This window comes from Nanohaloarchaea archaeon SW_7_43_1 (assembly GCA_003009795.1).
Taxonomy (GTDB): Archaea; Nanohalarchaeota; Nanosalinia; order Nanosalinales; family Nanosalinaceae; genus SW-4-43-9.
Genome location: PXPE01000001.1, coordinates 649,104 through 662,117 on the forward strand (window position 1 = coordinate 649,104; position 13,014 = coordinate 662,117).

Annotated in this window: 8 protein-coding genes; 2 read left to right on the forward strand and 6 right to left on the reverse strand. The window is 45.0% G+C overall.

Annotated elements, in window-relative coordinates:
* Position 1: 1 nt before the first annotated feature.
* From BRC29_03800 to BRC29_03825, 6 genes are all read right to left on the reverse strand, one after another.
* Positions 2-649, reverse strand: coding sequence for a hypothetical protein (locus BRC29_03800; GenBank protein PSG99223.1), 648 nt, complete (start codon positions 647-649; stop codon positions 2-4).
* Positions 650-873: 224 nt separating this feature from the next.
* The gene (locus tag BRC29_03805; GenBank protein PSG99224.1) at positions 874-2,253 is read right to left on the reverse strand and encodes a hypothetical protein; all 1,380 of its coding nucleotides are present in this window, start codon (positions 2,251-2,253) and stop codon (positions 874-876) included.
* 274 nt (positions 2,254-2,527) lie between these two features.
* Entirely contained in the window at positions 2,528-3,016 is a 489-nt protein-coding gene (locus tag BRC29_03810) for a hypothetical protein (GenBank protein ID PSG99225.1), read from the reverse strand.
* 21 nt (positions 3,017-3,037) lie between these two features.
* Positions 3,038-3,340 carry a CopG family transcriptional regulator gene (locus tag BRC29_03815; GenBank protein ID PSG99226.1) on the reverse strand — a complete coding sequence of 101 codons (303 nt, stop codon included), beginning with the start codon at positions 3,338-3,340 and terminating at the stop codon, positions 3,038-3,040.
* 213 nt (positions 3,341-3,553) lie between these two features.
* Entirely contained in the window at positions 3,554-9,205 is a 5,652-nt protein-coding gene (locus BRC29_03820; GenBank protein ID PSG99227.1) for an adenosylcobalamin-dependent ribonucleoside-diphosphate reductase, read from the reverse strand.
* A gap of 71 nt (positions 9,206-9,276) precedes the next feature.
* Entirely contained in the window at positions 9,277-9,717 is a 441-nt protein-coding gene (locus BRC29_03825; protein PSG99228.1) for a transcriptional regulator NrdR, read from the reverse strand.
* 296 nt (positions 9,718-10,013) lie between these two features.
* Between BRC29_03825 and BRC29_03830 the strand changes: the two genes are divergently transcribed.
* Complete coding sequence (locus BRC29_03830; GenBank protein ID PSG99229.1) at positions 10,014-11,813, forward strand: ATPase; 1,800 nt, start codon at positions 10,014-10,016, stop codon at positions 11,811-11,813.
* 22 nt (positions 11,814-11,835) lie between these two features.
* Complete coding sequence (locus BRC29_03835) at positions 11,836-13,008, forward strand: TIGR00341 family protein (protein ID PSG99230.1); 1,173 nt, start codon at positions 11,836-11,838, stop codon at positions 13,006-13,008.
* Positions 13,009-13,014 lie beyond the last annotated feature (6 nt).

Consider the following 13,014-nt stretch of genomic DNA (forward strand, 5'->3'; position numbering starts at 1 on the left):
TTCACGGATAAATTGGCCTCATATGGCGTGTATCATTAACTCTTACTTTATCGGCATTAAAGTTTTGGCATTTGATTTGAGTGGTTGTTGTTGAGCACTGACCCCCTCCCAGTTCTTCGTCTATTTTGTATGCTGCGAGAACACTCCTGTCTCTTCCTCCACCTATAACTTCAGAACCCTCGTATGTGTAAACATAGCCATCATTAAGTCTTGTCGCCGTTATCTTGTTTTCGCATTTGCATGTGCGACCTGTGCATCCGCAGTTTAATTTTCTAGTTAGGTTATTGCTTCTAATTGCATGTGTTTTTTCTTGGTCTACATCTCCCTTGAAGTAGACCCTGTCTTTCTTGAATTCTTTGATTTTATTGTATGGGGTCTCCGAGAAATCATCGTATTCCATACACATGTCATAGCTGTTGCAGTCGAAACAAACGGCTTTTTGATCCTCCTTAAATTCTGTATAGTACTTAGGTTTCTGACATCCAGCAACCTCCAGTTTATGCTCCACCTTGTTCTCGAATTTATCGGTCGAATTCTCTTCAAACTGCTTGAAATCCTTGTAATTCCTTTCTGGGGTGTAATAATGAACGTAAACTACTGCAATTGTGGCGAGAAATAGTAGTGCAAAAAGTAGATATCTATATCTCATCCTTGGTTGCAAATGGTCCCAGCTTGTATTTAAATCATCAGCTAGCGTGTGGCGGAAAGATCATATGCTCGATGAGGTATTCAGAGGTTTCCGCCCATGAATATCTAATCGGAGTCCTCCTGTATTACAATTTTTTGGCATGAGATTTTTGATAAGATCTCTGGTAAAGGAAATCTAATTTCGAGCCTCGTTCCTCAGACCTATTTATCAGTTTAGTAAGTGTTTCAGTGGTAGTTGTTTACAATATCGTAATACTCATAATCCTTGTATGCGGCCATTGGACCCGAATAGAATCCGGGCAAGGCCTTAGTATGCATAGAATCTATGCCCCTTCTTGAGGGAGATCTGATATCTATCCCTCTACGGAGTGCTTCCTCTCCTCCATCAGTATACTGTAGTACCGGTTCGGGCTTTACTACCGGTGTCATCAAGGTTTCTTCTTTTTGATCGGCGTGACCTCCTAAGAATGGATGGCCGTAGCATTCATGTAATAGAATACCGGCAAGTGACTCTTGAGATCCTTTAGCTCCTATAATTCCTAAAGCGGCCTCGGTATCGCCCCACGCACCACCCAAACCATGGTTATAGATGGCGTACTCCATTGGTCCTTTTAGTTTCCTTGGCACATGTTGTTCCCACGCTGGCTCGAGTCCCGTTCTAGTCTCTACTTCGTTGTATTCGAGTTCTTTTCCTTTGAACATGTATGATTGTATGCCGATATCTTTGAGAACATCTTCTGCTATTTCAAGTGTTTCTGGTGTTGGTTCAGGGCTGTAGTCTTCTGGTCCTTGTGCTGTCCAGTCGACTCTACAGACTGTGATGGGTTCTCCGACCAGGTCTTCTGGCTCTGGTCCTTCTAATTGGTTGGCGATGGAGAAGTTTGCCTGGTTTTCCTGTTCTGCGTATTCAGGATTTTCTCCTAGTTTCCCTACCCTGTCGCCCTGATCAGGGTCTGGTCCCAGGTATTCCCATTCACTGGGTGTGTCTCCGGATTCTGAAATGTCAAATACTTTGCCTTTTTCATTATACCAACGGGGCATGAATGCGTCTGGATCCCAGTTTGGTTCTTCTGTATGATTGTAGTGATGTCCTTTGCCCTCGGTTCCATCCGCAAAAATATGTGGTTGCCCAGTTTTCGTCCAGTCATCGGCTCCAAGCAGCTTCTTCCTGAGTACATAATGTTTGATATCACGGCCGAGAGCTTTCCAATCTATTTCCCCATTCTCATTCACTGTCCTGTTAGGATCGTCCAAGTTCCCTGGTAGATCAAGCCAGTACTCCAGCTGTGTATCCTTGAATTGTTCAGAATAATTCTCATCATCTAGAAAGTCTTCCATATGTTCTACAACGTGAGGCCTTGCATCTTTCCCAGATCCGGTCACAGCATAGTATTCTTCTCCATGTTCCAGTGCTTCTTCCTGAATTGATGTTTTTGCTATTGGTTCCGGGGTAGAAGTCGGTTCTGGCGTAGAGTTGGAATCTGAATCATCTCCCAGTATTTCGCTGCATCCGGCTAATCCGACCGCTCCACCTGCTCCCAATCCTTTCAATACATCTCTCCGAGTTATTGGTTGTCTATGGACTCCATCACCATCATTCGTCATTATGTAATGGTAACTCCATCTAGTTATTTATATTTTCCCCTGATATATAGGGTTGGATCTAAGAACTCATGAGATATAGATCTCGTGGCGATGTCTTCATCTTTCAGGATTTAATTTTATGATGCGGGTTTTCCAAATCTTTTAATCTCTCGCTCTGTCTCGGACTAAAGTCCTCAATATAATTATTTTTTATGTTCTGTCATCACCCTGATAGCCAAGAGAATTGAAAAATCAGTAATTAAAAATCTAGCTGGACTTTAGAAGAGCCGGTGTTTTATTTGAATAACTCTTTTGCTTTCCTGTAGATAGGTGATTCGAGCCAGTCGCGGTTCTTGGCTGCTTTGTCGAGTTTCTCCAAGGCTTGTTCTTTAGTAAGCCGGCTTTTCTTGACAAGTGCTTTGAGAAGGATGGGTGAGATCGCTACTTGGGTGTTGGCGAGTGTTTGTAATTCGGTAAGTGCTCTGAGATCATCGGTGATGAGGAAGTCTGCGTCCTGTTTGCGGGCGATGTCGGCACAGGTCCCCTCTCCTTTGTCGATCCGGGATGACTGAAACTCGGTATCCCCGGCTTCGTGGACTGTAAACCGATCTTGGTGCTGTAACGCTTGTTCTGCGGCTTCCCCGTGAATATCATCGTACTCAGTAGTATCTTCGAGTTCCTGTATCACCGTCTCAGATGTGTGGACGTCATATTCCTTCAAGACTAACGTGAGAATGTCGGCAGAGGCTAGAGTGATGAGGGCGCTGGTATCCGCTACAATCATTTTTCTTTCTCCAGACCTCTCCTATAATTGGGCGAGTTCGTCGGCCAGGTCGTCTCCCTGCTCCAGCAATGTTTTAGATGCCTTGACGGATTCGGCGTCCTGCCGCCCAACAAACTGTTTCAACGTATCGAACCCGATTTCATCGTCAAGGTAGAGTTCGACGACCGCCTCCTTGAACTCTTCCTGATCTTCAACCGTTTGAAGATATTCTTGAAGAGCCTGCTTGATGATCTCCGTCCGGTTCTTGTGCGAGATTTTGGCGGCCACATCCGCCTTCTCAATCAAGTCTTCTGGAAGCCGAAAGTTCACCCTAGTATTACTCATGTCTGTATGTACACTGTACCTACAGATTTATAAAGATGAACCCTCTCTATTCCAGGGTAGACAGTCTTGATAAGGCCATCGGTTATACGACCCAATAAATCAAACGGTATGTCTGAGTAGAGATGTGTGGAAGCTAAAAGTATCCTATGAGGGAGTTTAATGAGTAAGTACTATGTGAAGAATTAAAGAAAGAAATAAGAGGAACGAACCCTCTCAGCACTTCGAAAATCCGCACTCAGGGCACTTGTTACATCCCTCAACGAGTTGGAGCATTCCTCCACATTCCGGGCATTCCGGGTTTCCGCCGTTCTGGATGATCTTGGCTGCATCCGCTGTCTGTTCTTCCTCGGTTTTTGGCTGTGTCTGTCCTTTGTTCTCTGTCTGTGCTGGGCCGAAGTTTTCTACTGTTTGCTGTGTGTTGTGTCCCATATGTCTTTTCATGGCTTCGGCGATTGCATCAGGAACGCTGTGGATCTGTGTTCCCTGGTCCCATGCGATCTGCGGTGACCGGATATCATCCAGTTGTTTTACTACTTCTTCTGCGTCTGCTCCTGTTCGAAGCGCCAGCGAGGTCATTCTTCCAAGTGACTGTGTAAAGCTCTGGGTGTAACCTCCTGATTTACCGAGGTTGGCGAATACTTCGAACGGTCCGTTGTCTTCTGCATCGTTGATTGTGACGAACAGGTCTCCGTAGGCTGTTTCTATCTCCTGTGTTGTCCCTGAAACCACTTTCGGTCTTTCCTTGACGCCGTGACTGGTTCCCATGTTGGTGTGATCGCCGTTCCCGGAGTTATCTGCTTCGACATTCTCCTGTGTTACTTCCTTTTGCAGATCCTCCGTATCGACTGTTTCTGCCTCAATTTCATCGCCTCTGTTGATGACCTTGAGCCCTGCTTCTTCCTGTATGCCGGTTGCTTCCGCGAACTCTTCGGATGAGACAAACTCCTCGATTCCACCTTTTTCTTCAACCATTTCAGAGATTGCATCCACTGTATCCATATCTGTGACAGTGTTTTCCTGGTTGGTCTGCATTACCTGGACATCCCGGGTACCATCTCTGTAGACTGTCATGCCTTTGATCCCGAGATCGTAGGCAAGCATGTAAGCCTCTCTGACATCCTCTCGGGTTGCCTCGTTAGGGAAGTTACAGGTCTTTGAGATACCGGAATGGTTATGTGTCTGGAATGCTGCCTGGATCCTGACGTGTTCCTCGGCTTTGACCTGGTCGGAGGTCTTGAAGATTTTCTTGATGTGTCGGGGTAGAATCTCGTCTGAAATGCTTTCAATTCCCTCCCATTCGTTGTTACGCATCTTCTCCTCCGCATCCTTCTTCACCTTCTCAACATCTACGTTGTTTGCTGTCAGTGCTCTGATGAAGTAATCATCGAACTCCACAAGCATGTCCTCTCCCTGGATATCCTTGGCAACGTTTTTGAAGTAGGCCAGAGAGTAGACCGGTTCACATCCTCCGGAAGTATTTCCGATCATTGAAGTGGTTCCGGTTGGAGCGATTGTAACGGTGTTGTGGTTTCTCATCTTGATTCCGTCCTCCCATTTCTGTGGATCCATTCCACCTGTGTATCTTTCAAACCAGTCCTCGTACTCGGTTGGATCAGCCCACTTGGATTTCTCCCATTCATCGAACTCACCTCTTACATCTGCGAGCCGGTTAGATTCTTCGATGCTCCAACGGGTGATCAGTCTCTGGATTTCTTTCGCAGCCACAATTGATTCATCGCTTCCGTACTCGATTCCTAACTGGATCAGCATCTGTGCGAATCCCATAAGCCCGAGACCGACTTTCCTCATTGAGGAAACCATGTCCTCAATCCCTTCAAGCGGGAAATCAGACATTGTAACTACGTTATCCAGGAATCTTGTGCCTTTCTTCGCTACTTCCTCAAACTTCTCCATTCGAAGCGCATCCTGCATGTAATCCTCCATTGCTGCTTCTAACCCTTCCTGCGTTGAGTAATCGTAGTCCGGATGGTTGGCCTTCCATTCCATCCAGTCAAGACCTATTCCATCTCCCTGATCTTCGACCATAAGGCTTAGATTAATGTGTCCGAGGTTACAAGCCTCGTAATTCTCCAACGGCTGCTCACCGCAAGGATTTGTGGCCTCTATCCGATGCTCTGGGTGTTTTTCGGTGTCAAAAGAGTGCTCCTTGTTTGTTTCGTCGTACATGAACAAACCTGGCTCTCCATTCCTCCATGCTCCGTCGACAAGCGTTTCCCAGATGAATCTGGCCGGGAGCGTCATTTCCTCACCTACCTCTAGGTCGATATCAAACTCTTTGACTTCCTCTGAGAACGTTGAGGCAAAGTCTCTCCAGAAGTTATCGTCTTTCCCTTGGTCACTTCCTGCGGCTTCCGGATACCATTCCTCATCCCGGTTGTAGAACTGAGCGGTCATTTCCTTGACTTCGAACGGTTCCTCTGTTCTCGGATTCATCAGTGTGTACTCTTCATCATTCTTGACTGCGTCCATGAACTCATCTGTGAGTCCTACCGAGATGTTGAAGTTAGAGAGATTACCCTCTTTTCTCTTAGCCGTAATAAATCTGAGGATGTCAGGATGATCTACCTTCATAATTCCCATCTGAGCTCCACGTCTCTTGTTGTGTACTACGGCGTTAGAGGCTACAAACTCATGTGCACCGTTCATTATCTCTATGTCGGCTATTTTCGCTTGATCATCTTCCTCATTGTAAGCTACTCTCTGGAATAGGTGGTCTTCATCTAGAACAGGTACTTCCTCAATTCCTACTTTCTCTAACTGTTGTACAAGTCTTTCTCTTGAAGGTATTCGGTCTCCTCTTTCATACCTTCGAAGTTCTTTCATTGCTTTCCTGTCTACGTCTTCTGGAAGTTTATTGCCTTTCTCAAATTCCTCGTCTAGAAGTCTATCAACCAGTTTATCGGCAAAGTGGATTTTATTCTGGCGTTGACCGCCTTTTCCTCCAAATTCTTTGTTGAAGAAATGCGGTATTTCTTCTTCAAATTTCTGTGCTGACTTACCAGGATTAACTCTGACTCTGAAGCTTTCTTTATCACTTATCCTGTTCTCTTGTGGCTCTATGCGGGAAATTTTGGAAGATATTCCACAGAGCAATAGGAGTTCCTGTATGTTTTCAGCAGTCTCGATCTGTGATACTGAATAGCTGACTGTGTCTGCATCCTCTGCTACAGTTCCGTCAGCGGTAAATCCTCCGAGGAATGCTGGAATGGCTTTAGGAGACCTGTAAATCGCTTCAGGTACCTTACGTAGGTCTTTCTTCAATTCATTATGATTCATCCAATCAACGAGGTGTTGAGATTGGATTACCAAACGCCAGTAATCTCCTTTATCCTTCTCTTTTTGATCAATTACTCTGACATTGAGACCCCAAGATTCTGCTGTGTTCTTCAACCAATCTTTCTCATCTCTGTTCTTGGCGAGTGAAAAGACAAGCCGGTCATTTGATTCATCAAACGTACCGTCCGCCCACAGAAGGCCAAGCATTCTTGCCAGATCATCGTTGACTTCTTCTGGCAGGTTTTCAGCTTTCTGGACGTTATGATGGTAATTATTATCATCAACTTTATCCAGGGATTGTCTTACATCAAACAGTTTGTCACTTTGATCGTAGACTACTGTATCGCCTTCCTCCAAACGATCAACTCTTGTAAATTCCAATTCTCCTTCATCATTAACGGAGAGAACAGGATGTTCATACACAGCTCTCAACTTGTAGCCGTCTTCGGTAATAACCGTATGTACATCCATTTTACCTGACTCATGCGTCTGAACAGCTTGGTTGAAGCCTTCTCTAGTTTTAACTAATGCTTCTGCAGGAGTCTCAGAGTTAGGACGACCATTATGGATTTCTCCTAAAGGAATATATCCCTCAGATGTCATCACACGAGAGTCTTGACTTAGACATCCTCCCTGCTTGATAGTTCCACACATCGTGTCAAATACTTGCTGGAAGGACATCGGACCTGAAGATACTCCTCCTGTAGATCCTACGATGTCTCCTTTCGGTCTCATAAGATGGAACGGATATCCCATGCCTCCACCGCTGTTGTGGGATACAATAGAGCTTGCTATGTATTCGTGGTTATCTGCAACGGTTATATCGTAGACGGTGTCTTTTCCTGCGTCTTCAATTGATTTGACTTGCTGTAACCATTTTTCGTCTTTTACCTCTCCCGTAAAGGTGTTTCGGTTTTCTGCCCGGTTGTATGTTTGCTTCATCTTTTCGGTTCTTTCATCATCGGAGAATCCGATCTTGTTCAGGTATCTCTGGATACCTAACTTGTCTGTAGGAGAGACTGTGAAGTACTCTCTGTCATCCCTGTCCCAGCTCCATTTAGAGGCCGGAATTCCTGTACCGAGCATTAACTGCTGAACTTCATTTATCAGCTGTTCGGAGGAGCTGTATAGTCTTGGATGTTTTCCCTCGTTCAGTGTTCCGTCAGTGGAGAAAAGACCTTTCAGGAACGAATGGATTTCATCATGGTCTGCTTTCCAAATCTGATCTGGCACGGATGCTTCCGAGGATTCAGGTTTGGCCTGTCTGAAGTTTGACATCCACCATCTCTTGATCTCATGGCTGTTAATTACGACTTCGTAGCATCCATCGCTTCTGTTGTAGTCAGCAGCCGCGTTGAAAAGCCTTCTTGAGATTCTGTCCACTTTTTCCACCATCTGGTCTCTTGATAGATGGAAACGAATCCCGTCCTCGTGAACAGATCCGTCTCCAACCCACATTCCAAGCAGTTCGGATAGGTCCTCTGACATTCTTTCAGGCTGTTTGACGGTTTTCACAGCTTTTCCATTGGCATCCAATGATTCCGCCATTCTGAAGCCTCTGACGGTTGTCTTGTGAACCCCTAGTTCTTCGGCAATCTCTAAATCTGAGTGACCTTGGTTGTATAGTTCCATGAGCTCTTCTTCATCCAAGCTCCGGTTTTTCTTTCTTCCTCCGGATCCATTGGCCTTGAGATCTAGCTCATCCGATCTACGTCTCTGTACAGTAGAAGGTGAAGAATCCAGTTCCTCCGCTATCTCATAATCGCTCAACCCGGTGGCATGAAGTTCCTTTACTTTCTGATTTGAGATCTTCCTCTGTTTTTTCCATTGGGCTCCTTTCTCAACTGATTCTAGTTCTTCTGTGTTGTCCGTATCTCTGATCCAGTTGAGTCTGACTGAGACCGTGTCACCTTCTTCCATATCATCTATCTGTTTCCATTCGTTGTTTACGAGTAGTTTGTGGTTAGGTGTACCGGTAAGCTCTATGCCTGCCTCTGTAACAACTGTTTTGATTGGAGCATCGCTGTACACGTGTTTTTCCTCGACTTTCTTTGTCTCATAGCCCTCTGAGCTTCTCTGCTGGATTCTTTGACCAGGTTCTACCTCATCAATAGAAACCATGCCTCTGTCCTCAACATAGACCTTGGTATCATCTGTCAGGCACTGGAAAATCTTGGCCGCATCGTGTACTTTATTGAATATTGAGTCCATATCGTCTTCTGGATGTACGACGAAGCATGCTGATAGTTGTTGGAGGTCTGCTCCCGCGTTCATCAGGGTTGGGGAGTTTGGCATGAACTCCAGATTGCTCATCATTTCGTAGAATTCCTGCCAGCTGTCCTCATAATCTACGTCGTCATATTCCTTATCTGGCTGTGCGACGTTTTTTGCGACACGTTCAAATAATTCTTTCGGGGTCTCTACTGTTTCCCCGTTTTCATCCTTGAGTAGGTATCTTGCTGGAAGAATGCGGTCGTGTGCATTTTCTGTCAGTCTTTCTTCTACGGTTTCGCCTGTTACCCTTTTTACAGGTAGTTTAAAGTCAGTTTTTTGTTTAGCGTTTGTCATAAAGAGTGTAACACCTTTTGTGAGTATGATTCTAATGTGAAATACGTGTGAGTATGTAAGGATGATGTGATTCAGTTTTTCTGAAGCTGTTCGGCTTCTCGGAGGAAGCTTTCTGCGTTGTCAAACGAGTCATATACTGATGCGAACCTCATGTAGGCGACTTCATCCCGTTTTTTCAGAGATTTTTTCACTGCTTCGCCTATCTCCTTTGACCGGATTTCTTTTTCGCCTCGGACAGATTTCTTTGCTTCGTCCACTACTTCCTCTATCTCGGAGTCAGTAAGCGAAGTTTTTTCTGCAGCTCGTGTCACTCCTTCTATAATCTTGTTTTCGTCGAACTGTTCCTCTGTTCCATCGGACTTGATTATTTTTATGTCCAGTTTTTCCGCTGTCTCGTAGGTTGTGAAACGTCTTTCGCACTCGCTGCATTCCCTTCTTCTCCTAACGTTTCCGCCGGTATCTCTGGAGTCAATTACTTTACTTGATTGACTGTCACAGTATGGGCAATGCATCGATATAGCCTCGTCTAACTTGGATCAACATACTAGATGTTGTGGAGAACCTTGTCCCCTCCCCCACAACATGTCGTGCTTCTACAAACTATTTACTTTCAACTCTCTTATAAACCCTTTCGTGTTGATCCAAAACGAATATTCATCAAAAAGTGACAAAACCGCTTTTTTTGGAATGGCTCACAGGAGATAGACAGGACTAAATCTAAAGAAAAAAGGATTTGTGGAGAAACAATCTTTGAGTAAGTCAATCCAAAGAAACCCGTTTGCTTTTCAAACTTAACACTAAACATGAGATGTATAATATAATGAAAATTGTACCTGATACCTCGATAATAATTGATGGAAAACTCTCCGAACTCGCGGAAAAAGGAGAAGTAGAGGAGGAAGTAGTGATACCTGAGTTTGTAGTGGATGAAATCGAGAATCAGGCGAATAAAGGACTGGAAATAGGATTCGCAGGAATTGAAGAGATCAAACAGATCCGGGAACTCGGTGAAGAGAAAGGTTTCGAGGTATCTTTCACAGGTAGGAAACCGACAGACGAAGAGATCAAGATGGCATCCAGCGGAAGAATTGATGCGCTGATAAGAGATGTAGCCGAGGAGATGGAGGCAACACTTTACACAGGTGATAAAGTTCAGGCAAAGATAGCAGATGCCAAAGGAATTGATCACAGACTGTTCGATAAGGAGAGAATTGAGACCTTCTCGCTGAAAGAATACTTTGATGAAAAGACTATGAGCATCCACCTGAAACAGGGAAGTAAACCTAAAGCGAAGAGAGGGATGCCTGGAGAGTTCAAACTGGAAGAGACCGGAAATGAAGTACTGGAGAAAGACGGTATTAACGAGCTTATCCAAGAGACCATTGAGAAAGCCGAAATGAGCGATGACGGATTAATTGAGATGCAGAAGGAAGGTGCGACAGTTCTCCAGATCGGCAGATACAGGATCGCAATCTCAAGACCTCCATTCTCAGAGGCACCGGAGATTACAGCTGTAAGACCTGTATCAAAGGTCTCGCTTGAGGATTATGACCTATCAGAAAAATTGATTGACAGACTGGATGAGACAGCGGAAGGAATACTGATCGCTGGAGCACCGGGACATGGAAAATCGACGTTCGCTCAAGCCCTTGCCGAACACTACGAACAGGAGGAACGGATACTGAAAACTATGGAGAAGCCTCGAGATCTGGATGTTGGACCGGATATCACTCAGTACGCTGAACTTGAGGACAGCATGGAGAATACCGGAGACTTCCTGCTTCTTGTCAGACCGGATTACACAGTTTATGATGAGGTAAGGAAGACCCGGGACTTCGAAGTATACAGCGATATGAGGATGGCGGGAGTTGGAATGGTGGGAGTAGTCCACGCATCCGAAGCAGTTGACGCAGTCCAGAGACTTATAGGCAGAGTGGAGCTAGGAATGATTCCGCAGGTAGTGGATACTGTACTACATATAGAAAACGCAGAGGTAGCAGAAGTCTATAAACTGGAACTAACCGTTAAAGTGCCTGAAGGAATGACTGAAGAAGATCTGGCAAGACCGGTCGTACAGATACTGAAACTGGAGAACAGCAAGCCGGTTTACGAAATCTATACCTATGGCGAGGAGACGGTTGTGATCCCGGTAGATGATCAGGAAAGAGAGTCAAGTGCGCAGAAATTAGCCAAAAAACAGTTGATGCACGAGCTTTCAGGGAGAGTTGAAAACCCTGAGATAGAGTTCATCTCCAACGATCATATCCGGTTGATAGTTGAGGAGGACGAGATATCACATGTAATCGGTTCCGGCGGAGAGAATATTGACAGGCTTGAAGACGAACTCGGTTTGGATATAACGGTCGAGCCGAGAAGTAAGACCTTGAAGAACGGTATAGATTTCCAGGTCGAGGAACGAGGCAAATCACTGATAATAGATGTAGGGAACAACCGGTCAGGAGAGGATATAGATGTGTATGACGGCGACGAATTCCTATTCACTGCTACAGTAGGGAAAAACGGAGAAATTTCTCTTACCAAGAACTCCGATCTTTCAGGCAGAATACTTGGCAGCTATGAATCCGGCGCATTGAATGTGAAGGCATAGCTATTTTTAATCAAGTTATCTAATTTTCTGTGTGAAGCAGTTACAAGTTACGGTACCAGGAGAGTTCAAAGAGGAACTAAAGGAGATTCTGGAGAATTACTCCAGCGATGTCTCGGTCTCCGAGGCAGAAAAAAATGATGAAGAAATTGTCGAGTTCCATGTAACAGCTGAGTCAGATCAGATAGACGAACTTTCAGAAGAGTTAAAAGATATTAGCGACCTGAAATCCGGTGACCTGACTATAAACGTGATGAAACAGGAATCACAGATCAGGAAAGGTCAGAAAACTAAAGGCGGGAGCTCTATTCTCTCCCAGGCAGAGATCTATAGCCAGGCACAGGAAGCCGCAGTTTTCAACCGGGCGGAATGGAGCCTTGTTGCACTTTCCTCGGTAATAGCGACGTACGGACTGATTGCAGATAATATAATCGTTGTTATAGGAGCGATGATGGTTGCACCGATTCTTTCACCTTTTGTATCCGGAGCATTATCTCTGAACGTGGGAGATCAGAAACTGTTGAAACAATCAGTTAAGACAGGTTCTACAAGCTTCTTACTGGCTGTTCTAGCATCTGCAATCGCCGCAGCCCCATTGCCCGTAACCGGGAACCCTACACTCACACTTGTTTCACAGCCTTCAATTGTCAGTGTCCTTCTTTCTGTATTTGTGGGAGCTGCAGCAACCCTGACATTCGTAACAGGGATGGGAGATGAGATGGCCGGTGTAGCTGTTGCAATTGCGTTGATTCCTCCTATTGCAAGTATAGGTATAGGTCTGAAACTGGCAGATATTCAAATAGTCCTGAACTCGGTTGCGGTCGCAGGTATGAACGCTTTCTCGATTGTGGCATCAGGGTTTCTATGTTTCCATTTAATCGGTATAAGACCTTCCACCTACTACAGGAAGAAACAGGCAGAAAAAATAAGGTACATAATACCGTTAAGCTTGATAGCTCTATCTTTACTAGCAGTCCCCATTGCTCACACATCTTATCAAAGCTATCAGGACTACACTGTAGAGGAGGAGATAAGAGGATTTGGAGAAGAATTCTTCGGCCAAAAGCTTCTTTCAGCGGACATTGACGGTCAAAACGCCCATTTCTATGTAGTTGGGGATTATAGTCAATCCGAGTTTGAGGATAGGAAACCGGAAGGATCGAATATCCAAGTTACAGGTTTGGAGGAAACCGACTAGTTATTT

What these genes read in the sequence shown, in the direction of transcription:
- BRC29_03805 (PSG99224.1), bottom strand. Translation starts at nt 2,253, where the DNA reads ATGACGAATGATGGTGATGGAGTCCATAGACAACCAATAACTCGGAGA.
- BRC29_03800 (PSG99223.1), bottom strand. Translation starts at nt 649, where the DNA reads ATGAGATATAGATATCTACTTTTTGCACTACTATTTCTCGCCACAATT.
- BRC29_03830 (PSG99229.1), top strand. Translation starts at nt 10,014, where the DNA reads ATGTATAATATAATGAAAATTGTACCTGATACCTCGATAATAATTGAT.
- BRC29_03825 (PSG99228.1), bottom strand. Translation starts at nt 9,717, where the DNA reads ATGCATTGCCCATACTGTGACAGTCAATCAAGTAAAGTAATTGACTCC.
- BRC29_03810 (PSG99225.1), bottom strand. Translation starts at nt 3,016, where the DNA reads ATGATTGTAGCGGATACCAGCGCCCTCATCACTCTAGCCTCTGCCGAC.
- BRC29_03815 (PSG99226.1), bottom strand. Translation starts at nt 3,340, where the DNA reads ATGAGTAATACTAGGGTGAACTTTCGGCTTCCAGAAGACTTGATTGAG.
- BRC29_03820 (PSG99227.1), bottom strand. Translation starts at nt 9,205, where the DNA reads ATGACAAACGCTAAACAAAAAACTGACTTTAAACTACCTGTAAAAAGG.